Annotated in this window: 19 protein-coding genes and 1 pseudogene; 14 read left to right on the forward strand and 6 right to left on the reverse strand. The window is 40.5% G+C overall.

The features are described 5' to 3' along the window. The first annotated feature begins 60 nt into the window (after positions 1 to 60). From ATE92_RS11425 to ATE92_RS11455, 7 genes are all read left to right on the forward strand, one after another. Positions 61 to 1617: an SDR family NAD(P)-dependent oxidoreductase gene (locus ATE92_RS11425; RefSeq protein WP_100803844.1), complete on the forward strand. Its 1557-nt coding sequence runs from the start codon at positions 61 to 63 to the stop codon at positions 1615 to 1617. 129 nt (positions 1618 to 1746) lie between these two features. Beyond that, a complete protein-coding gene (locus tag ATE92_RS11430) occupies positions 1747 to 3300 on the forward strand; it encodes a DEAD/DEAH box helicase (protein WP_100803845.1) in 1554 nt (517 codons plus the stop codon). Between the two features lie 114 nt (positions 3301 to 3414). Continuing rightward, complete coding sequence (locus tag ATE92_RS11435; RefSeq protein WP_100803846.1) at positions 3415 to 4383, forward strand: EamA family transporter; 969 nt, start codon at positions 3415 to 3417, stop codon at positions 4381 to 4383. 56 nt (positions 4384 to 4439) lie between these two features. Next, positions 4440 to 6314, forward strand: a complete 1875-nt coding sequence (locus ATE92_RS11440) for a peptidase M61 (protein ID WP_100803847.1) — start codon at positions 4440 to 4442, stop codon at positions 6312 to 6314. Positions 6315 to 6654: 340 nt separating this feature from the next. Then, a complete protein-coding gene (locus ATE92_RS11445; RefSeq protein ID WP_100803848.1) occupies positions 6655 to 8532 on the forward strand; it encodes a CocE/NonD family hydrolase in 1878 nt (625 codons plus the stop codon). A gap of 88 nt (positions 8533 to 8620) precedes the next feature. Further along, complete coding sequence (locus tag ATE92_RS11450; RefSeq protein ID WP_198515620.1) at positions 8621 to 9520, forward strand: mechanosensitive ion channel family protein; 900 nt, start codon at positions 8621 to 8623, stop codon at positions 9518 to 9520. A gap of 360 nt (positions 9521 to 9880) precedes the next feature. Then, entirely contained in the window at positions 9881 to 10072 is a 192-nt protein-coding gene (locus ATE92_RS11455; protein ID WP_100804421.1) for a cold-shock protein, read from the forward strand. A 90-nt stretch (positions 10073 to 10162) separates the two neighbouring features. Here the strand turns inward: ATE92_RS11455 and ATE92_RS11460 are convergent, their stop codons facing one another. Together ATE92_RS11460 and ATE92_RS11465 are read right to left on the reverse strand one after the other, a co-directional pair. After that, entirely contained in the window at positions 10163 to 10756 is a 594-nt protein-coding gene (locus ATE92_RS11460) for a hypothetical protein (RefSeq protein ID WP_100803850.1), read from the reverse strand. 31 nt (positions 10757 to 10787) lie between these two features. Then, positions 10788 to 11366, reverse strand: coding sequence for a YceI family protein (locus ATE92_RS11465; RefSeq protein ID WP_100803851.1), 579 nt, complete (start codon positions 11364 to 11366; stop codon positions 10788 to 10790). Between the two features lie 127 nt (positions 11367 to 11493). Here ATE92_RS11465 and ATE92_RS11470 point away from each other — a divergent pair, with 127 nt between their 5' ends. After that, positions 11494 to 12372 carry a winged helix-turn-helix domain-containing protein gene (locus ATE92_RS11470; protein WP_232729149.1) on the forward strand — a complete coding sequence of 293 codons (879 nt, stop codon included), beginning with the start codon at positions 11494 to 11496 and terminating at the stop codon, positions 12370 to 12372. A 299-nt stretch (positions 12373 to 12671) separates the two neighbouring features. Next, positions 12672 to 13406 carry a flavodoxin family protein gene (locus ATE92_RS11475; RefSeq protein WP_100803853.1) on the forward strand — a complete coding sequence of 245 codons (735 nt, stop codon included), beginning with the start codon at positions 12672 to 12674 and terminating at the stop codon, positions 13404 to 13406. A gap of 66 nt (positions 13407 to 13472) precedes the next feature. On the opposite strand, the gene rlmF is transcribed toward ATE92_RS11475, so the two are convergent. Continuing rightward, on the reverse strand, positions 13473 to 14345 hold the full coding sequence (rlmF, locus tag ATE92_RS11480; protein ID WP_100803854.1) for a 23S rRNA (adenine(1618)-N(6))-methyltransferase RlmF: 873 nt from the start codon (positions 14343 to 14345) through the stop codon (positions 13473 to 13475). A gap of 134 nt (positions 14346 to 14479) precedes the next feature. Then, the gene (locus tag ATE92_RS11485; RefSeq protein ID WP_100803855.1) at positions 14480 to 14857 is read right to left on the reverse strand and encodes a helix-turn-helix domain-containing protein; all 378 of its coding nucleotides are present in this window, start codon (positions 14855 to 14857) and stop codon (positions 14480 to 14482) included. A gap of 246 nt (positions 14858 to 15103) precedes the next feature. Here ATE92_RS11485 and ATE92_RS11490 point away from each other — a divergent pair, with 246 nt between their 5' ends. Further along, positions 15104 to 16117, forward strand: a complete 1014-nt coding sequence (locus ATE92_RS11490; protein WP_100803856.1) for a zinc-binding alcohol dehydrogenase family protein — start codon at positions 15104 to 15106, stop codon at positions 16115 to 16117. Positions 16118 to 16175: 58 nt separating this feature from the next. On the opposite strand, the gene ATE92_RS11495 is transcribed toward ATE92_RS11490, so the two are convergent. Then, positions 16176 to 17255: an endonuclease/exonuclease/phosphatase family protein gene (locus tag ATE92_RS11495; protein ID WP_100803857.1), complete on the reverse strand. Its 1080-nt coding sequence runs from the start codon at positions 17253 to 17255 to the stop codon at positions 16176 to 16178. Positions 17256 to 17408: 153 nt separating this feature from the next. Here ATE92_RS11495 and ATE92_RS11500 point away from each other — a divergent pair. The 4 genes and pseudogenes from ATE92_RS11500 (at position 17409) to ATE92_RS11515 (ending at position 21618) form a co-directional block, all read left to right on the forward strand. Next, positions 17409 to 18463, forward strand: a pseudogene (locus ATE92_RS11500) (NAD(P)-dependent alcohol dehydrogenase). A 138-nt stretch (positions 18464 to 18601) separates the two neighbouring features. Then, the gene (locus ATE92_RS11505; protein ID WP_100803858.1) at positions 18602 to 19690 is read left to right on the forward strand and encodes a nickel-binding protein; all 1089 of its coding nucleotides are present in this window, start codon (positions 18602 to 18604) and stop codon (positions 19688 to 19690) included. Positions 19691 to 19809: 119 nt separating this feature from the next. After that, a complete protein-coding gene (locus ATE92_RS11510) occupies positions 19810 to 20184 on the forward strand; it encodes a group 1 truncated hemoglobin (protein ID WP_100803859.1) in 375 nt (124 codons plus the stop codon). Between the two features lie 30 nt (positions 20185 to 20214). Then, positions 20215 to 21618: an FAD-binding oxidoreductase gene (locus ATE92_RS11515; RefSeq protein ID WP_100803860.1), complete on the forward strand. Its 1404-nt coding sequence runs from the start codon at positions 20215 to 20217 to the stop codon at positions 21616 to 21618. 54 nt (positions 21619 to 21672) lie between these two features. On the opposite strand, the gene ATE92_RS11520 is transcribed toward ATE92_RS11515, so the two are convergent. Then, complete coding sequence (locus tag ATE92_RS11520; RefSeq protein WP_100803861.1) at positions 21673 to 22470, reverse strand: DUF6503 family protein; 798 nt, start codon at positions 22468 to 22470, stop codon at positions 21673 to 21675. Positions 22471 to 22692: the final 222 nt, after the last annotated feature.

Here is a 22692-nt window from a genome sequence, read left to right on the forward strand (position 1 = left end):
TTCAGAAAAATTGAAAACGCACCATTTTTAAAATTACATTTGCTCCTTTAGTTTTTTACCATGGAAAAGCCCGAAACAGATATCCTATCTACAATTACTTCCGAAGAAATAGAGAAATGCATCGCCATTCTGGCGCATCTAAATGCTAATACCAACGAATTATTTGAAATTCCGAAGGAACAGCGAACCGAACTTATTAAAGTATCAGGGATGCTTTCCCGACCCAACAGGGATGAATTTTCGCGTCGGAAAAAGGATGCCAAAAAGGCCGAAAAACGCAAACAATTTGCAAAGGATAAAAACGCGCGAAAAGTAACCGGTATTCGCAGTGCCAGAGAAAACATAGTCTTTGTCGCACCAAAACTCCTCCCGGTCGCCGAACTCGCACAAAAAGACACTCCTGAGCTGGAATCTCCCCGTAACTGTTATGTGTGTAAAACCCTATTTACCAAGTTGCATCACTTTTACGATACCATGTGTACCGAATGCGGTGACTTTAACTACGCAAAGCGTTTTCAGACTACTAATTTAAAAGGACAGGTTGCCGTAATTACCGGTTCCCGCCTTAAAATTGGCTATCACATCACCCTTATGCTACTTCGGGCAGGGGCAACAGTGGTCGCCACGACTCGCTTTCCGGTAGATTCTGCCTTGCGGTTTTCGAAAGAAGACGATTTTACACAATGGGGTCACCGATTAAAAATTCACGGATTAGACTTAAGACACATTCCCAGTGTAGAGATTTTTTGCAATTATATTGAGCAGCAATACGACCGATTGGATATTCTAATTAACAATGCAGCACAAACCGTACGTCGTCCTTCCGGTTTTTATGCCCATCTTATGGCAAACGAGGAGTTGCCTTTAGAGAATTTACCCAAATATGCAGCCGACTTATTGCAGGATCATACACACTGTCTACAGGAATTAAAGTCGCTTTCGAAAGGGGCTATTCCGCTTCAAAACAATACATTGCCGGTAACGTGGCACAGTCCGGAGCCCGGAGTTGGAATACGGGCTTCAGCAAAGCTTTCACAAATTCCCTATAGTTTCGACAACTCGCTGTCGGCCAAAGAAGTCTTTCCTGAAGGACAGTTGGATGCCGATTTACAACAGGTGGACCTTCGGAAAACGAACAGTTGGAGATTGAAACTAGGCGAAATTGAAACCACTGAAATGATAGAAGTGCAATTGGTAAATTCGGTTGCACCGTTTGTCTTGTGCAACCGCCTTTCAGAAATGATGAAAAAGGAAAATACCGGCATGAAGCACATCATTAATGTTTCAGCAATGGAAGGGAAGTTTCATCGTTTTTTCAAGGAAGACCGTCATCCGCATACAAACATGGCAAAGGCCGCTCTCAACATGCTCACACATACGGCTGCGGGAAGCCTGGCCAAGGATGGAATTTACATTAATGCAGTTGACACCGGTTGGGTAACCGATGAAGATCCGGCGGAACTTTCGAAGCATAAAATTGAAGTTCACGATTTTCAACCTCCATTGGATATAGTAGATGGCGCCGCGCGCGTGATGGATCCTCTAATAGACGGGATAAATACAGGAAAGCATTGGAGTGGCAAATTTTTAAAAGATTACCGACCTATCGATTGGTAAAGCAGCTTAAAAAAGGGAAAATTATTTTTTGGAAACTAAAGTTTTCAACTATTTCGCTACTTTTTGGTTAAATATTCGTTGAAAACTTAGAAAAGGCGGTACTTTTGCAAACCCAAAAGAGGGGATGGTATGGCGGAAATTGCAATTGGATTACAGGAACGGAAAACAGACAAAGAGCTCTATAGCTACCAGCAAGGGGCGATTACGAAGATTTTTGAGAAATTTGAAACCGCTCCGGACGATTATCATTTACTTTACCAACTGCCGACCGGTGGAGGTAAGACAGTTATCTTTTCTGAAATAGTTCGTCAATATTTAAAGCACCACAACAAGAAGGTGTTGGTAATGACCCACCGAATAGAATTGTGCAAACAAACCTCCGAGATGCTTACCGGCTTTGGCGTGGTCAACAAGGTGGTAAACAGTACTGCCAATCTCGACGATCAGGGTAGGTACAGTTGCTTTGTTGCAATGGTCGAAACTTTAAACAATCGTTTGCATGACAACAAACTGGATATTTCGGACATTGGGCTTGTGATTATTGATGAGGCACATTACAACTCATTTACAAAGCTTTTTAAATTTTTTGAAAAATCTTTTGTCTTAGGCGTTACTGCCACTCCCTTGAGTTCGAATAAAAACCTTCCCATGAAGGATAATTATAACGAACTTATTGTTGGTGAAACCATTGAAGCCTTAATTGAAAACGAATTTTTGGCGCGGGCCGAAATGTTTCAATACGATATGGGTCTTACTACCCTGGAAGTGGGATCGAATGGCGATTATACTGTAAAATCTTCGGAAGATTTGTATACCAGTAATTCGATGCTGGATATTTTACTGGAAGCCTATAGAAAGCACGCTACAGGAAAGAAAACCTTAATTTTCAACAACGGAATAAACACTTCCATACAGGTATATCACACCTTCAAAGCAGCAGGACTGCCTATTGCACATTTGGACAATACGGCAACTAAAAAGCAACGAAAATTAATTCTAAAATGGTTTCGGGAAACGCCCGATGCCATACTTACCTCGGTGAGTATCTTAACCACCGGTTTCGATGAACCTACTATCGATACCATCATACTCAACAGAGCTACAAAATCTCTTACGCTTTATTACCAAATGATTGGTCGGGGGTCGCGGATATTAAATAACAAATCGATGTTTTCTGTCATCGATTTAGGAAATAATTGTTACCGTTTTGGTCCCTGGGGAGCCGATTTAGACTGGAATGCGATTTTCAAGTCGCCCGACTATTATATGGATCGCCTGTTGAGCGACGAAGAGTTGGAAAGCAACTTCCGTTATTCGATGCCCGACGAACTTAGAGAGTCCTTTGCCAAGAGTAAAGAGGTATATTTCGATATCAAGGCTACTTATATCGATGCCGTCAACAGCGGGGAATCTTCTAAGGTTGTTTTGGAACGATCTATTGCCCAGCATGCTTATATCTGCACCGAAAACAGTGAAGACGTTTACGATGCATTAATACTTGCCAAATTGTTGGGTGACGACATAGATTATCGCATAGACAGGTATGCAAAGTGCATCAGCAAGAGTACTTTTAATTTTCTCACCTGGTTAAAAGACGATTATCGCCTGAAATTGAGAGCGCATCTGCGCGAAAATTTTGACAGTATATTTGAAGAAATCCACGGTTATCCGCCGGAAGATTAATATTAGAACTATAACAAAAAGTTACGTTAGTATAAATTAAGATAATATAGATTAAGAAACTTTATAAAAAGTTATGCTTACTATTGTAGTCTCTAAAGAAGCAGATTTCATACGATGCCAAAATCGTCCAATTTAGTACTAGTAATCCTCGCCTTTTTTTCGATTTATGTAATCTGGGGTTCGACCTATCTGCTGAATAAAATTGCCGTAAATGAGTTGCCTCCCTTCATGTTGGCTTCCATTCGATTTACCACTGCCGGACTGCTCATTTTTGTAATTGCAAGGGCCATGGGAATTTCTTTGGCCATTTCAAAAAAACAATTTATCAACACAATTATCGCCGGATTTTTGTTTCTCACCTTCGGAAACGGAATCGTTGTCTGGGCGCTCAAATATGTGGACAGTGGTTTTGCGGCTTTAGAGATTTCGGCGCAACCACTGGTCGTTTTATTATTGATGCGCATATTTCAGGGGAAGAAGATTAAACCCATGTCTGTTGTTGGGGTTGTTTTTGGGGTCGTTGGAATTTATTTACTGGTAAGTCAGAAAGAATTGGTGAATCAGGAAAATTCCATTATTGGAATGATCATGATCTTCCTGTGTATGATTAGCTGGGGATATGGAAGTTTGTTTGTTGGGAAAGCCGATTTACCCAAAAACTATTTTGTAAATACCGGATATCAGATGCTTACCGGCGGAATGATGCTCATGCTTTCGAGCCTTATTTTCGGGGAGACTTGGACTATGCCAACCGTTTGGAGCCAGCCGGTACAGATTTCCATGCTTCTTTTGATTGTTTTTGGAAGCATTGTTGCATTTACCTCCTTTAATTATTTACTGAAAGTGGTTTCTCCCGAAAAAGTGGCAACTTCAACCTATGTAAATCCGATTATAGCACTTTTGCTGGGTTGGTATTTTTTAAATGAACAAATTACAACACAGTCCATCGTTGCTGCAGTCGTCTTGTTAACAGGGGTGTATTTTATAAACACCACCAAGACTTTTGTGATTTTTTCAAGGTTTACCGGAAAGCAAATAATAAGCAAGAAACCGGAAGCTGAAAAAAATGATGCAAACAACTAAAATCGTTGTAACAATCCTCCCGTTTTACCGTCTAGTATAAAAACTAATAAATTCCTATGAAAAGAATAATTTATACTCTAGGTCTTGCGGCTTTGCTGGTAAGTTGCGGACCCGCCTCAACATCAATCAACGATTTTGGGACTACCACTCCAATTGTCACAAGTTTAGACCTAACCAAAGTGGTGAACGATAAAGTCCCTGTGACTATCAATCCGGGACGTTTTAGTCAGGAGGTTGTTACGTACCGAATTCCAAAAGTTGTACAAGGAACCTATGCCGTGAGTGACTTTGGAAACTTTATCGACGATTTTAAAGCCTTGGATTACAAAGGAAATGCATTGGCTGTTTCCAAAACCGACACCAACACCTGGACCATTGCAAACGCTACACAATTAGACAAAATCACCTATTACGTAAACGATACTTTTGATGTAGAATCAGAAGGAAAATCACCATTTTCACCTTCAGGGACTAACATTGCTCCGGACAATTATGTATTGAATTTACATGGTTTTATTGGGTATTTCGACAGTTTAAAAAATGGACAATATACAGTCGACGTAACGGCTCCGTCTGATTTTGTACGGTCTTCTGCGCTCCAAAATACCGGCGAAAAATTAAGTGATGATGGTAAGGTGAGTACCACCAGCTATTTCGCGCCTCGTTATTTCGATATTACCGACAATCCCATGATGTACGGCAAGCTGGATGTAGAAGAATTTTTGGTTGGAGATATTAAAGTTGTGTTGAGCGTTTATTCCCCGAATAAGACCTATACTGCTGCCGATCTTAAGGGGACAATGTTTAAAATGATGCAGGGGCAGAAGAAATATCTGGGAGATATAAATTCTACGCCTCGTTATGATATCTTTTTGTATTTGTCTGATGGAAAAGAAGACTCGCCACAGGGCTTCGGTGCGTTAGAGCATCATACCTCCACTGTTGTTGTGATGCCGGAATCTGCGGGAGCCGAAAGTCTTGCAAAATCTATGACCGATGTGGTGGCCCACGAATTTTTTCATATTGTAACTCCATTGTCGGTACATTCTGAAGATGTGCATTATTTCGATTATAACAATCCTACCTTTTCCAAGCACCTTTGGATGTATGAAGGCGTTACCGAATATTTTGCGCATCATTTTCAGATTTACGAAGGTTTGATTTCTGAAGATCAGTTTTATAAAACACTAATTGAAAAGATTGATACATCTCGTCAAATGGACGACAGCATGAGCTTTACAGTAATGAGCGAAAACGTTTTGGGCGAACCCTATGCTTCAAATTATTACAATGTGTATCAGAAAGGAGCTTTAATTGGTATGTGTATTGATATTCTAATGAGGGAAGAAAGTAATGGCAACAGAAGTATGTTATCCCTTATGAAGGAGTTATCCGCAAAGTACGGAGAAAACAAACCTTTTACTGATGATACTATAATTCAGGAAATTGGAACCATGACCTATCCAAGTGTGGCCGAATTCTTAAAAACTCACGTTGAGGGTACTACACCAATAGATTATTCAAAATTCTTTCAAAAAGCAGGTCTGATAGAAGTAGAAGGGCAGGTTGAAAGCAACTTTGTATTACAAGGTGGAACACCAATTGTTAGCGGCAGCCCCGATAGAGGTATTTTCTTTTCTAATTTGGTTGAAAACAACACCTTTTGGAACAATGTTGGCGCCAAACCCAACGATGTGATTAAAACAGTAAACGGGACAGATGTTACATTGCAGAATGCAAACAATGTATTTATGGAAATGTATGGTTGGGAATTGGGGAAAGATATTGAAGTGGTGTTGGACCGAGAAGGTGAAGATGTTCTTATTAAAACGGTTACTACACAACCTTACACCACAGGAAAAAAACTGGTTGTAAATCCGGAAGCTACGGCAGCTCAGACTGCATTGCGAAAGGCTTGGTTGAAAGGTTAGAAAGTGAATAGTGAGCGGTGAGTTGTGAGAAGGGAAAAGCGAAGAGGGAAGAGGGAATAGCTAATTGGGAAACTTATTGATCTTTAAATTCGTAAATCGTAAATCGTAAGTCGTAAATCGTAAGTCGTAAATCGTAAGTCGTAAATCGTGAGCGGTGAATAGGGATTGGTTAATTAAGTGATTAGTGATTAGTGATTAATGATTAGTGAAAAGTAATTAATTTACTTTAAACTTAAAACCTACTGCCAAAAGCTTACAGCTATAAATCAATTCCGAAGGGGTTTCTCTTCGGAATTTTCTTTACCTTTAAATTTCATTTTTTTCAACCAGCACTCCACCTATGAAATTTAAATTATTTACCTCTCTCGTAGTACTATTTTTATTTGTTTCTACCCACAGCCTGTATGCCCAGGAAGACATCTTTAAGAAACTGGAAGAAATTGCAGTTGTCGATCAAAAAGTAATGATGCCCATGCGGGACGGTGTGCGACTCGCTACCGATATTTACCGACCGAAAACAGATGCCAAAGTTCCTATTATTTTTTCACGTACTCCCTATAATTTTAACTCCTGGGGTGACGGAGAACAAAAAACAAGAACAGCCGAAACTGCCTACGATTGGGTAAAGAAAGGCTATGCCTATGTGGTGCAGAACGAACGAGGACGTTATTTTTCTGAAGGCGAATGGGACATATTAGGTGTTCCGCTAACCGATGGATACGATGCCTTTAGCTGGATGAAAAATCAGACATGGTCCAACGGAAAAATTGGTGCTATAGGATGCTCTTCCACAGCCGAATGGCAGATGGCTGTTGCGGCCTTAGATCATCCATCCTTTGCTGCCATGGTGCCTCAGGCCTATGGTGCCGGGGTTGGTACAGTTGGAGAATACTACGAACAAGGTAATTGGTACCGGGGAGGAGCAGAACAATTATTATTTTTCGCATGGTTATACGGAGTGGAGCACGATAAATTTAAACCCCGCATACCTGCGGGAGCTACTCAGGAAGATCTAATACGAATTTCCCGATTCTACGACCTGGCTCCCGAAAATCCCGAAATAGATATGTTCAAGGCTCTAAGTCATCTTCCAATTCAGGATATGTTGGTCAATATGAACGGAAAGCGAGAGATTTTCGACAAGATGGTGCGCCGCACCCCCAATCACCCCGATTGGTTTACAGGTGGTTTGTATCACGATTCTATGGAAATTAATATTCCGAGTTTTTGGTTTGCTTCTTGGTACGATGTTTCTGTAAGTCCGAATCTGGCATTATTCAACCATGTGCGCAATAACAGTAAGGATCTTAAAACCAGAGACAATCAGTATTTGGTGATTGCCCCTACATTACATTGTCGTTATACACGCGCTACCGAAAATACAATGGTAGGCGAACGAAGCGTAGGTGATGCCCGTCTCGATTACGATGAACAGATCACCAAATGGTTCGATCTCTGGCTGAAAGGAGATGCCAACGATTTTAAAACTACAACTCCACGAGTACAGTATTACACCATGGGGAGCAACAAATGGCAAAGCGCCAATGAATGGCCACCCGCAGATACCAAAATGGTAACCTACTATTTGAATAGCGGAGGCAAGGCCAATACCGGGTCCGGTGATGGCATCCTTTCTACAAAGAAACCGAAGAAAGATAATCCGGATACCTTTACCTACGATCCAATGAATCCCGTACTATCACATGGTGGAAACGTTTGTTGTACGGGAAATGCCGTTGAAGGCGGAGCGTTCGATCAGCGGGAAATGGAAAAACGGGAAGATATTTTAGTATACACCACCGAACCGCTTAAAGAAGGGGTAGAGGTTAGCGGCTTTATAGAAGCCACTCTTTTTGTCTCTTCCGATGCAAAAGACACCGATTTCACCATTAAGCTTATCGATGTCTATCCCGACGGGACCGCTTACAATCTGGATGAAACCATTCAGCGGGTGCGGTACCGTGAAGGATATGACAAAGAGGTATTTATGGAAAAAGGAAAGGTCTATAAAGTAGATCTTACGCCTATGTCTACCAGTAATTACTTCGAAAAAGGGCATCGCATTCGGATTGAAGTTTCGAGCAGTAACTTTCCGCGTTTTGCACGAAACCTAAATACAGGAGGGAAGAATTATGACGAATCGGAAGGTGTCGTAGCCAAGAATACGGTTCACCATTCAGATAAATACAGTTCGTTTATAAAATTACCTGTTCGATAAGAACTGGCATATCATTGCACCTAACGTATTCCGTTACCTGATATATTTAAAACATTACTGTAAATAGCTCACTTAAAGTGGAATTATAATGGAAGAACAAATAAAAGAGATATTATTTAATCCCACAGTAGGGAAAATTGCCACAGTAGTCATTGGGATATTAATAATATGGTTGTTAATACGAGTCTTACAGCGAAATCTGCTTTCAAAAATCAAAGAGAACAGCAGTAGGTATCGAGCCAAAAAGTTTGGCAGTTTTATAGGTTTCTTCTTATCGGTTGTATTAATTACAGTTGTGTTTAGTAACAAATTGGGCGGACTTACGGTCGCATTAGGAGTTGCAGGTGCCGGAATTGCCTTTTCACTCCAGGAGGTGATTACCTCCTTTGCAGGTTGGCTTGCCATTGTATTTGGGGGTTTTTACAAATCGGGTGACAGGGTGCAGTTGGGAGGCATCAAAGGCGACGTGATGGACATAGGAGTGTTGCGCACTACCCTGATGGAAACAGGGCAGTGGGTGGATGGTGATTTATACAACGGACGTATCGTGTTAATTGCCAACAGCTATGTTTTTAAGGAACCGGTTTTTAATTATTCGGGAGAATTTCCTTTTTTGTGGGATGAAATAAAACTCCCTATTCAATACGGGAGCAATTATGAAAAGGTCAAAGAAATAATGCTCCAAGTAGGGAATGAGGTTGCCGGGGATATTTCGTCCAAATCCAGAGTAGGATGGAACGAGTTAAAAAGTAAATACCGCCTGGAAGAAGCCCAAACCGAACCCATGGTCTCACTGATTGCCAATGATAACTGGGTAGAATTCACCTTACGCTATGTGGTGGATTATAAAAGAAGGAGAGCTACCAAAACCGCACTATACACCAAACTACTTACAGCTATAGATGCAACCAAAGGTGAAATTAAATTTGCTTCAGCCACTTTTGAATTAGTGGGTGCCCCCGAAATTAACGTAAAAATGAAAGAATAGAACATAGGCTAAAAGCACTAAAATACTGAGATAAAATAATTTAGCGATTAGAGTGAAATCAATACTTTAACATTTAATTGTGCAAACCCCCGTTTAATTAGTCTACTTTTGGTGCAAATCAACCGAGTAAGCTTCTCTTTTTTTAATCTTCCCTCAATTTTAAACAATCTTTTGCTTCCTTCAATACCACGATAGTCGTTCGGTATAAGTTATGGCTAAGCTAGTGTGTGCTTAACTACTGTTAACGGTTGATAGACCGGAGTGAAGGCTGAAGAAAATGCCCTTCCAAAATAATTTTAATATTTAAAAATGATAAAACAATTTATACACAAATTAATAAATAACAATAAAGTAACAACAATGAAAGAAGGTACAGTAAAGTTTTTTAACAACGCAAAAGGATTTGGTTTTATAACCATGAAAGACACAAATGAAGAAATTTTTGTTCATTCAACAAATCTTATCGATGACATCAGAGAAAATGACGAAGTAAAATTCGACGTAGAAAAAGGAGACAAGGGCCTAAGCGCCGTAAAAGTGAGTTTGATCTAAGTATCGAATTCCTATAAAATTAAAAGCCATCGTTTTACGATGGCTTTTTTTATGATTATTCTTTTTCAAAATATTATCCCTAAACTACACTTACAAGTCGCAATTATCCGGACTAAGGGTAATTCCATTCAGGGTTTGCCATACACCACTTTCAAATTCCGCGGGTGAAAACCGAAAGACCACAATCGATTGTAATGTCTCTTCACACAAATCCTGATTGATAAGTACATTTAGTTGCAGCTCTTTTTTAGTTCGAAAGGCGTCGTAAATAGTAACCTTTCCTTCGAAAGTAGTTTCCGATTTTGCATCTTCACTTTTACGAATCACGGCAATGGTTCCAGGAGGTACAATGGTTTTATCCTTATTAACCACATTCATTAAGCCATCGAAATAGTATTGCAAATACGTTTGCAGTTCATTTTCAGTTAGATTGGTAGTGCGATTAAATTTCCATGCAAAGACATAGGACCAAAAAAACGGACTGTCCGGTTTTCCCCACCCTGCAGGAAATCTTGCGTCTTCAAATCCTTCGAAATCTATCTCCGGTGCAAAATGTATAGGGAATTGAAAAATTTCCTTAGTCCAGGTACTATCAGCTTTTAATAAATTTAAGTTTTCGTTTTGCTGACTCACTGCCACAATCGAGAATAATAGCAAAGCTGTGCGTAAAAATGTTTTTTTCATTCGGGATTGGTTTAATTTATGATCTTGCAATTTATTTGGAGTTGATTGTAAACCGCAGATCGGCTTCAAAGCCAATGCCGTCAGAGATGGAATTGTCCATTAAGCTGCTGCTGTAGATAACCCCCCAGAGCGTTCGATTTATTTTAAACCTGGTCGTCATTTGTAATTTTTCGTAATTCACTTCCGCCTGAAATTTAATCGGGTTGGTTTTTCCTTTTATGGTAAGATCGGCTTTTATTTCCAAGTGGGTGCTATCGTGATAAAATACGTCTGTGATCACCAATTTTGCTGTTGGATATAGTTTCACATCAAAAAAGTCTTCATTTTTTAAATGCTCGACCAGGTCTTTTTTGCCCTCTTCCTTCTCAATGTCCAGATTTACAATAGAATGCATGTCGATGATGAATGAACCTCCGGTAAGTACGTCCTTGGTTTTAATAAGATGTCCTTCTTTAAATGAAATGGTACCGTTATGCCCTCCAAAATAAAAGGTGTAGTCACAGGACCATTTTAATTCACTTTTTGATGAGTTTAAAGTGATGTTTTCCTGAGCATTGAGAAATGCTACCGTAAAAATTGCAAAAATGATACTTGAGATGTGTTTCTTCATAGTAATACGTTTAGAGATTTATATTCAGGTAAAACTAGAGGGATGCCTCCGCCGAAATGTCAAAAAATTGTAAAAGAAGTGTGAACCCTTGTGAAAAGATTGAAATTGTATGTTATTTACACAAGCTATGAGTAGAAAAAAGATTTACATACTGGTTGCCATACTAGTCCTGATTGTTTTCGCAGTGGGACTTTTAAATTCGGATAGGAAGAAGGACATCTTCGCCGAACGGGCTAAAATTTCGCTTCGGGATATTGGGAATCAACTCTTGCTGGCCAATAACGACAGTACTTCCCTGGTCCAACCTGTGATTCAAATTACACAGTCAAAATATCAACTTTCTTTTCAAAAGCAACTTTCATTTGACCCCACCGACCTGGTTTCAATAACCCGTGAAAGCCTTCAGAAAGGAGAACTTCCCGAAAACTACCTGGTGGAAGTACTAGAGTGTGAAACCCAAGAAGTTGCCTATAGTTATGAAATGAAAAATAACGAAGAACTGAGTATTATTCCATGCGGCGGACGTATTTTGCCTGAAAACTGTTATACAATCGACTTTAGATTCACCGATATTACTTCAGCTTCGGTGCTGTCGACCGGGAATAAACTCTTGCTATTGGTTTTTATGGGAGCTGTTTTTCTTTTTTTATATGAAGTTTTTTTCAGCAAAAGAAAGGCAAACATTCCTACCGAAGATGTTAATCCTAACTATACCGAAATAGGTAGCTTTCAGTTTTATCCCGGTCAGAATAAATTAGTAAAAAAACCAAATGAAATAAATCTTTCAAGAAAAGAATGTGAGCTACTGGAAATATTTGTTGCAAACCTCAATCAGATTGTCAGTCGGGATGAACTCACCAAAAAGGTATGGGAAGATCACGGGGTATTTGTAGGCAGAAGTCTGGATACCTATGTTTCAAAGCTTCGGAAGAAATTACAGGAAGACGAAACAGTTCAACTGGTCAATGTACATGGCGTGGGCTATAAGTTGGAGATAGTTGGGTGAAGCCTGGAGATAGATGCTACCTAATTTATTGCACACCTTTTATCGCTAAAAAATGCAAGCATACAGCAATGTCTTTATAATACCTCACTGTGAAGAATCTTTTGAAGGTGATGTTCGTAACATGTAAGTACACACGCTGTTATTCGTCTTACTAATACATAGCTCATCGTTTGCGGTGGTATTATTTTACTTCACTGAAGAAGGTGCTGTAGATGCTTCGCTTATTAAAGATGGTCCTGATTGAGTAATTAATCCTTATCCTTAATACACCTAGTAATAGTAACCACTAATCCGAAAAAATGAAAGACAATAACTTCAGCAATCTAAGTGCAGTTTTTGTGAACTGCACCCTAAAAAAATCACCGGCACTAAGTCATACTTCCACCCTAATGGACGTTTCCAAATCCATTATGAAAAAAGAAAATGTGATGGTAGAAGAAATAAGATTTATCGATCATGATGTGGCATCCGGGGTGTATCCCGATATGAAAACACAGGGATGGGAGAAAGATGAGTGGCCGGAGCTCTTTTCAAAAATATTTGCCGCCGATATACTGGTTATTGGAACGCCTATTTGGCTCGGAGAGAAATCGTCTGAAGCGCAAAAATTAATAGAGCGTTTGTACTCCATGAGCGGTCAAACAAATGAGAAAGGACAGTATCTTTTTTACGGGAAAGTTGGGGGGACCGTAATTACCGGAAATGAAGATGGCGTAAAACATTGTGCTATGGGAATTTTATATGCCCTTCAGCACGTTGGGTATTCCATTCCACCACAAGCCGACTGCGGATGGCTGGGTGATATAGGACCGGGGCCTAGTTATGGGGATACAGAGTGGAATGGCAAAAAACTTAAAACGTCTATAGGATTCGATTCCGATTTCACCAACCGAAATACAACATTTATGACCTACAACTTGTTGCATTTGGCCAACCTATTAAAATCGAATGGGGGATATCCTTCCTACGGTAATTCAAGAAGTGAGTGGGATGCCGGCACCCATTGGAATTTTGAAAACCCGGAGTACCGGTAGGGCAATAGGTGGGAGTATGCAAGTACCTATATAAATTAAAATCACAATTTGTCAATTGTATTTTTGCTAAAATTTCCAGGCAACAATCCTGCTTTGCTTATTGCCTTGTTCCATTGCAATGGTGGTATGGGTCGTCTTTAATTTGTCTAATTGTTTATAGATAGCCGGAAGGTGTTCTTTTTTGGAAACCAGGGTCGTAAACCATCCCACCTGACTTTTAACCAACACACTTTGCTTGATCATTCGCTTTATAAACAAGGCTTCGCCACCGTTACACCAAAGTTCATTCGCCTGACCTCCAAAATTTAGGACAATTTCTTTTTTGGTCTGTTGCGGTGCCTCGTCACCAAGGTTACGTAATTTTCGGAGTGTTCCCTTTACCGCTTCTTCTTCGGAGGTATGAAAGGGAGGATTGCACATGCTAAAGTGAAAGTACTCACCCTTTTTAATAATCTCTTCAAATATTTGGGCATGGTTGCCCTGATATCTTATTTCAATACTGTCTTTTAGGCCTTCAGTAGCATTTACATTTTTTATTGCGTTTGCCACCGCAGCAGGGTTTATATCTACACCTACCATCTGCCAATTATGGATTCTTGTCGCAAGGATAGGATACACACAGTTGGCGCCTGTACCTATGTCCAGACCTTTAATAGCCGAAGGTTTCCCTCCTTTTGGAAGTAAATCGTTAATATGATGAATATAATCTGCTCTTCCGGGAATAGGAGGACAGAGATAGTATGGCGGGATGTTCCAGTCGGTTAAATTGTAATGATGCAGCAGCAGCGCTTTGTTAAGGTGTAGCACCGCCTTGTTATCGGAAAAATTAACGGTGTCTAAACCTGCCTGCCCTTTATACACATATTCTTGTAAAGGTGGATGTGTCTTGATTAAGGCTGTAAAATTGTACGGCGCGGCGTGAATATTATTAGGATGCACTTTGAATGGGTTTAAGAGGTGAAGCTACGATATTTGGTGCAACTTCACACGCTGAGTTTTACTATTCAGCTTCAAAGGCGCATAAAATTAAGGGAATCAGGGACATACTAAAGTAGGGGATTACCGGAAAACTATTACCCGGCCGCTTCTATCATTTCTCCTTTTTCGGTCACAGCGAGCTTTCCCCATTCGGCGATGGAGGTCAATACAGGAGCTAAACTTTCGCCAAAAGGTGTCAACGCGTATTCTACTTTTAAAGGCGGTTTTTTTGTATACACATTTCTGGAAATCAACCCATCCTTTTCCAATTGTTTCAACTGTAAACTAAGAGTACGCTCTGTGATGGTTGAAATTAATTTATGTAATTCATTGTAGCGCTTTTTACCATCAATCAGATAAATTAAAATCACACTTTTCCATTTCCCACCTATAAATTCCATGGCAATACTGGTGGAACAAGAGAAGAGCTTGTCGTTGTATTTTATAAGGCGCTGTTTCGATTTGGCCATCATTGTATTTGGATTATATATCACAAAGCTACAACACTATAGATTAGTATACAACTATACTTTTTATAGTAAAAATTATTACCTTTAAACATCTCAATATCAAATAAGTAATAAAGAATAACACTAAAATAGTGTACTATCCTTTTTGACCGTTATTGCGAGATATAAATACTATCTATACTTTTGTCACTATACTTTTGATAGTTAAAATTAAAGCAAACCAGTTACAGAATATATCACAGGATAAAGATGAAAGCAATAGGATTTAAACAATCATTACCCATTACAGACAAGGAAAGCTTGATAGCGTTTGAAACTGAAAAACCAAGCCCTTCCGGCTTCGACTTATTAGTAAAAATTGAAGCGATTTCGGTAAATCCGGTAGATTTTAAAGTGAGACAAAACGCCGCAAAGGACATCGTATTGGAAATACCCAAAATTATTGGTTGGGATGCAGTTGGAACCGTGGAAGGTGTAGGGGAACAAACTACCACATTTAAAGTGGGAGATAAGGTGTATTACGCAGGTGATATCACACGCCCCGGGAGCAACGCCGAATATCAATTGATAGATGAACGAATTGTGGGCAGAAAGCCCAAAAACTTAAGCCTAGCCGAAGCAGCAGCCATTCCGTTAACGGGTCTCACAGCCTACGAAGCACTTTTCGACCGTATAAAGATTAATCCCGAAACCGACAAAGGTAAAACAGTACTCATTCTTGCCGGGGCAGGGGGAGTAGGTTCAATTGCCATTCAGCTGGCTAAAAAAATCGGGAATCTTACTGTAATTGCAACCGCCTCGAGGGAGGATTCTAAAGATTGGTGTAAGAAATTGGGCGCCGATTTCGTGGTAAATCATCACAATCTAAAGGAAGAATTAAACAAAATAGGGCATGGCGAAGTAGATTATATTTTAGACTTTGTGAGTATGGAAGCGTATTGGGAAACAGCGATCGATATTATAAAGCCTCAAGGACATATTGTTACCATCACCGGCAGTAAGAAGCCGTTGGACATTAATCTGCTGAAAGATAAGAGTATCACCTTAACATGGGAACTAATGTATACCCGTTCTATGTTTACAACTCATGATATGGAGCGACAAGCTTCTATTTTAAATCATATTGGCGATTTATTGGAGCAGGGAGTGCTCATCACAACACTGTCGACTACCCTAAACGGATTTACGGTAGATAACTTAAAAGAAGCACACAAACTACAAGAGTCCGGTAAAAGTATCGGGAAGACGGTGATTGTGTTTTAAAAAGTACTTCTAAGGAACACGAATGAAATTATTACGTAGAAAATCAAGCGGAATTTAATTAATCCTGCAGCGAGTCATAAAAATTATCGATCTGTTTCTGAGCGCTTTCCAACTCTTCCTCCGAAGGGTAAGGGCGTTGGTGTGATGCTTTGCTTTCAGGCTCAAAGCTCAAAGAGGTAAATAGCGGAAAATGATCTGAATGCACATCGTCACCCTTTTCAATGTGCTTCAGCTTAAAATGGGCAGAAATAAAAATATGATCCAAAGGCCAACGCATAATTGGGTTGTTGGCATTAAACGTATTAAACAAACCCCTCCCTTTTCTCACATCCAGTAACCTGCTCACCTGCTGAAACAGAATGGAAGTTCTTGACCAGGCAACATCGTTAAAATCTCCAATTACAATTACCGGATACTTCGATTCTAACGCCAATTTGGCAATGAGCATCATTTCGGCGTCCCTGTCGGTACTCATGGGATTCTCCTGCGGCATAGGCGGAGTAGGATGAATGGCGAAAATTTGGATCGTATCGTTGGCAGTGAGAAGTACCTTGGTATGGATAGATGGAATACTGTCACTTACCAGATATTTTACGTGGGTGTCGAACAGCGGTAATTTTGAATAGAACAACATTCCGTAGGTATTGTCCAGGGGGACTTCCACCTGATGTGAATAGTTGGAATCCACTTCCTTTTTAATACGTTGCATCCACGGCATATTGGTTTCGGTGAATAACAGCAAATCGGCATTGTATGTATTGATCTGCTCACAAAGTGCCTCGTATTTTGTATTCTCCTGATATACATTCGAAGTGTAAAGCGTTAGCCCCGGGGCAGCTGTGTTGGTGGCATTCTCCATTTCGAACGGACCAAAGACGGTGTAGGGTAGAATTTTCGTAAACTGAAACAGAAAGCACGCTATAAGCACTATACTAAAGGCATAATCCCGCCATTCCTTAAAATTGAAACGTATCATATACACCAGTAAGGCAATGAGCGTAAGAAAAGTGAGCTGCAGATGCGGGAAATCGAATATCCGGATCCACCAATAATCTACCGCAACATAAGGAAAGAGTGATAATACGACGGCAAGGATTCCAAAGCCGGTTAAAAATGATTTTAAAGTGTCTTTTTTCAATTGATGGTGCTTATGGACACAATATACGCACTTATTTATAAGTGTTTTAAAAATTTTTAAACGGAAGTTTCTTCCAAAAATTCCACATTATTTTATCGTATCTTTAAAAGTATGGGCACGAAGCCGATAAACTAACCAAATAATAGAATCGAAATGAATACAACACAAGTAAAAGCCTACGGTACAAAAGCTGCCGATGCCTCTTTAAAGCAGATGGATATTCCGCGTAGAGCAGTAATGGCAAAAGATGTAGAGATAGATATATTGTATTGTGGCGTCTGTCATTCCGATTTGCATTTTGCGAAAAACGATTGGGGCATGACCCAATATCCCGTGGTGCCCGGTCATGAGATCGTAGGCACGGTTACGCGGGTAGGGGACAGCGTAACAAAATACAAAAAAGGGGATCTGGTGGCGGTTGGCTGCCTGGTCGATTCTTGTCGTAGCTGTAACAACTGTAAAAACGATTTGGAACAATACTGCCCCGAGTGGGTGGGCACCTTCGGGGGTACGACAAACATTTAGACACCACTACCCATGGGGGCTATTCCGAAAGTATTGTGGTAGACGAAGCCTTTGTGCTACGCGTCCCGGAAAATCTGGACAAGGCAGGCGTTGCTCCGGTCTTATGTGCCGGCATTACCGTCTGGTCGCCGTTGAAACACTGGAAGGTAGGCAAAGGGAGTAAGGTGGCGGTAGTAGGTCTGGGCGGACTGGGCCATATGGCCATAAAATTAGCCCACGCCATGGGCGCACACGTTAGTTTGTTTTCGCGCTCCACCAACAAGAATGCTGATGCCATAGCCCTGGGTGCTCACGAGGTGATACTTTCCACGGACGACGCTCAAATGGAAAAGGCATCGGGACAATTTGATGTAATTATCGATACTGTGCCCTATGCACACGACTTAAACGCCTATGTAGGCACATTAAACACCGGCGGGACACTGGTAGTGGTAGGTTATTTAGGGCCGCTGGACCCGATGTTGGTGACCGTCCCAATGATCATGGGGCGTAAATCGGTGGCGGGGTCTTTAATTGGTGGGATTGCCGAAACTCAGGAATTACTGGACTTTTGCGGGAAGCACAACATCACCCCAGACGTAGAAGTGATCCCCATGCAGTATATCAACACGGCTTATGAGCGTATGCTGAAAAGCGACGTGAAATACCGTTTTGTGATCGATATGAAGTCGTTAAAAAGCTAATCAGCAACTACATTTTTAAAAATTAAAACCCGGTATGCGCGAAAGTGTGTGTTGGGTTTTTTGTCTTGTAGGAGTGGAGAAAAGTTAAGTGTATGCAAAATGCTTAGAATTTCCTAACTTGTGGAAAATTAGCACGCTATGCCCATCTATATGGATCGCCACGATATCCCGGAAGAAATCACCGCAGAGCATGTGGCGCAAATGCATCGTGAAGACCTAAAAATTGAGCACTTATACGGCTGCAAGGGGATGACATATTGGTGTGACGAAAAAAGAAGAACTGCCTTTTGTTTAATTAATGCTCCCAATAAAAAGGCATTGCAAGAAATGCACAATCATGCTCATGGCACCGTGCCTCATCAAATAATAGAAGTTGACAGCGCCATTGTAGAATCGTTTTTAGGTAGAATTGAAGATCCAGTAAAGTCGCTAAAAACAGAACTCAACATTATTAATGATCCTGCCTTTAGAACAATACTCATCCTTGGTTTTCAAAAAACAACCTTAAGAGAGGCGGTAGCCAAACAATTAAATACAGATATAAAAAAGTACAACGGGGCTATAGTCGATTGCATTAAGAAGCATACGGGGCGAATTGTCAAGCAAAAACCGGATTATTTTTTAACTTCTTTTAATTCTGTTACCAATGCAGTAATATGCGCCCTAGCGTTGCAACAACTTTCTATAACTCACAGTGCGCATCTTAAAACAAACATTGGCCTACATGTAGGTATTCCTGTAACCGAAAAGGAAGGGCTTTTTGAAGACACCATAAAATTGGCAGCCCATTTTACGAATATTGAAAAGGGGAAAGTTGTAATCTCTTCAGAAGTAAAAGAATTGTATGAAAGTGAGAATTTAAACATTGCAATCGACAAAAAACTTGTTTTTGCACTTACCCCTTCCGAGGAAAAGTTTCTAACTACGCTGATGGAGTACACCGAAAAAGAATGGGCAAATCCGAGCTTTAACGCAGGGAGTTTTGGCAAGAAACTGGGCTACAGCAAGTCGCAACTCTACCGTAAAATGATTTCCGTAACTGGCATGTCTCCCAATAGTTTTATAAAAGCGTATCGTTTGCAGAAGGCGTTAGAATTGCTACATAAAAAGGAAGACAATATTTCTGAAATTGCCTTTAATACCGGCTTTAACAGCGCTGCCTATTTCTCCAAATGCTTCATGGACACCTATGGGATACTGCCTTCAAAATATTCCCGTCAGCATTAATTTAGTTTCCTTAGTCTCTATTTTTTAAAATGATTCAAAATTCTACTTTTTTGAATTAATTGTAGCGGTGTATCATTTTTTGTCTCTTTAGTTTTGGGTTATCATTAAAACGACAGACCATGACAAAAACACTTTATGAACGCCTAGGAGGTAAAGAAGGTATCACATTAATAGTAGACGATACTGTTGCGGCACATATGAATAATCCGGCTGTAAGTGCCAGATTTTTGCCTTATCATGAGCAGCCCAAACGTTTGGCTGTGATCAAACAACATACAGTCGATTTCTTTTGTGCCGGCAGCGGAGGCCCCGAGGCTTATTCGGGGAAAGATATGATAACCACTCATACCGGAATGAATATTAGTCCGAGTGAATATTTACACGTCATAGACGATATTTTTCTGGCCTTGGATAAAAATTCGGTTTCGGAAGAATCTAAAAAAGATGTATTGGCAATCCTCTGGTCTTTAAAAGATATGATAATTGCCAAGTAAGAAGTATAACCAATAGTAAAATCAAATAAGATGTCAACTTTAGTAAAAAATTTAGACCCCAAAGTAATAGATGCATTTGCCGCCCAGTTAAGAGGTAAAATTGTAATGTCTAACAGCGAAGAGTACAATAGCACACGAAAGGTGTACAACGGAATGATCGATAAACGTCCGGGACTATTTGCCATGTGCGTGGATGTTGCCGATGTTATCGCCTCGGTGAATTTTGGAAGAGAAAACAATTTGCTGGTAGCAATTAGAGGCGGCGGGCATAATGGCGGCGGACTAGGCCTTTGTGACGGCGGATTGGTAATTGATCTCTCGGGAATTAAGTTTGTGAGAGTCGATGTTTCTAATAATACGGTACGAGTAGGGGGAGGCAACCTCTGGGGCGAAGTAGATCATGCCACACATGCGTTTGGACTAGCCGTTCCGGCAGGGATTATTTCCACTACAGGAGTTGGTGGGTTAACACTGGGTGGCGGCGTTGGGCATCTTTCCAGAAAATACGGTTTGACAATCGATAATTTACTGGAAGCCGATATGGTTTTGGCCGATGGTTCTTTCGTCACCGTAAATGCCAAGCAAAACACCGATTTGTTTTGGGCTATTAGAGGTGGCGGCGGAAATTTTGGCGTGGTTACTTCCTTTAAATTTCAAGCCCATAAAGTAAAGACGGTATATGGTGGACCAACCCTTTGGCCTATTGAGCAAACCGAAGAGATTATGGCATGGTACCACGAGTTTATAAACAACGCGCCGGACGACCTAAACGGGTTTATAGCCACCATGGTGATTCCCGGGGCTCCCTTTCCGGAGTCTTTACACAACAAGGCATTTTGTGGCATTGTTTGGTGTTATACCGGCGATATGGAGAAAGCAAAGGAGGTGTTCAAGCCTATTTTAGCCAAAAACCCCATATTCGAACATGTGGGTGAAATGCCCTATCCAAATATACAAACCTTGTTTGATGGTTTATTTCCTCATGGATTGCAATGGTATTGGAGAGCCGACTTTTTTAAAGAATTAGGCCCAGAATTAAGCGCCCAGCATTTAAAATTCGGGTCGAATATTCCCACTCCCTTATCGCAAATGCATTTGTATCCTATTAGTGGTGCAGCAAGCAGAGTGACGCCCGAAGCAACTCCCTGGGCATATAGAGATGCCAAATATGCAGGGGTTATTGTAGGAGTAGACCCCGATCCAAAAAATGCCGATAAAATCACCAATTGGTGCAAAGCCTATTGGGAAGCCCTGCATCCGTATTCCTCTGGGGGAGCGTATTCCAACTTTATGATGGATGAGGGGCAGGAGCGTGTAAAAGCGAGTTATAAACACAATTACGAGCGATTGGCAGCAATAAAAAAGGCCTTTGATCCTAATAATCTGTTTAGTGTAAATCAGAATATCAAGCCAAGTGCTAAGGCCGGGGCATAAACGATGCTAGTAGGGAATTGCGAATAGAAGGGTACTAAAGCAACATTTCAATTGTTATTTGCCATTGATGTTAATGATGTTCTCTGTCTCTATTCTAGACAGTTCTTTTAGTTCTCCGGCCTCATAAAGACCGGGTAATGCTACCAAGGGAGTGCCTATTGCTGCCTTGTAATTAATATAGTCTTGGAAGGTAATGCCGGTTATGACTCGGGTGTTATATGCGCTTCTAAATCTAACGCCACCTTCGTCAACGGTATAGTTATATGCCAGATAGTCTATTTTATGGGCTGCGGTGTTAATCCAGTAGTGGTATTCGTCGTCAAAATCTTTACCGCCGCCTTCTTGTACAAAGGTGACTCCTAAAATACTATAGTTTTCTTCCTTAATAGTGGTCTCTCCAAGGTAGGATGTTTTTACTGCTGTATCGAGCAATTTATGTGGCAGGGTTGCAAAGTAGATTACAGAGTTTAGCGAGTTGGTAGCACTTTTTGTGTCTTTTTCGTTTAAATCGATAGGTTCGCCATTTACCGTTCGGGAGAATACGCCATTTATAAGTTGGTCTTTGGTGACTGTAGCTCCTTTTTTGGATGTTTTTGTGTATTCATACCCCTTGCCGGCATTTTTAAATTGATAGGTGTTGTCTCTAAAAACAAATTGATAGTGGGCCGAGTCGTATAAAGAACCTCCATGGGCTTCAAGAGTTTGGTTTAAAAGGGTTTCGGCCTTAGATAGTTGAATAGGCGCCGTTTCTTTTTCAGCTGAGGGAGTATCTGTGATTTTAGTGGTTTTGGTGTTGCAGGCGAGAAGTGTTGTGACGTAAACTAGCAGTAAAACAGAATTTTGTATTTTCATCGTAAAGGAAGGATTTTTGTAAAGATACTAAAGGGTCGTAGGAAGGCAACTAAACTTTCAGATTAAGCATTATTATTGTAATCGCTGAGAATCGCTTATTCCAAAAATTCTTGCCATTGATCCGGAATATTCGTTTTATAGAATATATTTTTTATTGGTTATTTTTATTATTTATTTAAAAGACTAACGTAGTGGTTCAGCGCAGCTAATTTCTTATCATCG

Origin of the sequence: Ulvibacter sp. MAR_2010_11 (assembly GCF_002813135.1) — a bacterium.
In the GTDB taxonomy this organism is placed as follows: domain Bacteria; phylum Bacteroidota; class Bacteroidia; order Flavobacteriales; family Flavobacteriaceae; genus Altibacter.

What these genes read in the sequence shown, in the direction of transcription:
- ATE92_RS11475 (WP_100803853.1), top strand. Translation starts at nt 12,672, where the DNA reads ATGAAAGACAATAACTTCAGCAATCTAAGTGCAGTTTTTGTGAACTGC.
- ATE92_RS11520 (WP_100803861.1), bottom strand. Translation starts at nt 22,470, where the DNA reads ATGAAAATACAAAATTCTGTTTTACTGCTAGTTTACGTCACAACACTT.
- ATE92_RS11445 (WP_100803848.1), top strand. Translation starts at nt 6,655, where the DNA reads ATGAAATTTAAATTATTTACCTCTCTCGTAGTACTATTTTTATTTGTT.
- ATE92_RS11425 (WP_100803844.1), top strand. Translation starts at nt 61, where the DNA reads ATGGAAAAGCCCGAAACAGATATCCTATCTACAATTACTTCCGAAGAA.
- ATE92_RS11465 (WP_100803851.1), bottom strand. Translation starts at nt 11,366, where the DNA reads ATGAAGAAACACATCTCAAGTATCATTTTTGCAATTTTTACGGTAGCA.
- ATE92_RS11505 (WP_100803858.1), top strand. Translation starts at nt 18,602, where the DNA reads ATGCCCATCTATATGGATCGCCACGATATCCCGGAAGAAATCACCGCA.
- ATE92_RS11450 (WP_198515620.1), top strand. Translation starts at nt 8,621, where the DNA reads ATGGAAGAACAAATAAAAGAGATATTATTTAATCCCACAGTAGGGAAA.
- ATE92_RS11440 (WP_100803847.1), top strand. Translation starts at nt 4,440, where the DNA reads ATGAAAAGAATAATTTATACTCTAGGTCTTGCGGCTTTGCTGGTAAGT.
- ATE92_RS11455 (WP_100804421.1), top strand. Translation starts at nt 9,881, where the DNA reads ATGAAAGAAGGTACAGTAAAGTTTTTTAACAACGCAAAAGGATTTGGT.
- ATE92_RS11510 (WP_100803859.1), top strand. Translation starts at nt 19,810, where the DNA reads ATGACAAAAACACTTTATGAACGCCTAGGAGGTAAAGAAGGTATCACA.
- ATE92_RS11515 (WP_100803860.1), top strand. Translation starts at nt 20,215, where the DNA reads ATGTCAACTTTAGTAAAAAATTTAGACCCCAAAGTAATAGATGCATTT.
- ATE92_RS11435 (WP_100803846.1), top strand. Translation starts at nt 3,415, where the DNA reads ATGCCAAAATCGTCCAATTTAGTACTAGTAATCCTCGCCTTTTTTTCG.
- ATE92_RS11490 (WP_100803856.1), top strand. Translation starts at nt 15,104, where the DNA reads ATGAAAGCAATAGGATTTAAACAATCATTACCCATTACAGACAAGGAA.
- ATE92_RS11485 (WP_100803855.1), bottom strand. Translation starts at nt 14,857, where the DNA reads ATGATGGCCAAATCGAAACAGCGCCTTATAAAATACAACGACAAGCTC.
- ATE92_RS11430 (WP_100803845.1), top strand. Translation starts at nt 1,747, where the DNA reads ATGGCGGAAATTGCAATTGGATTACAGGAACGGAAAACAGACAAAGAG.
- ATE92_RS11460 (WP_100803850.1), bottom strand. Translation starts at nt 10,756, where the DNA reads ATGAAAAAAACATTTTTACGCACAGCTTTGCTATTATTCTCGATTGTG.
- ATE92_RS11470 (WP_232729149.1), top strand. Translation starts at nt 11,494, where the DNA reads ATGAGTAGAAAAAAGATTTACATACTGGTTGCCATACTAGTCCTGATT.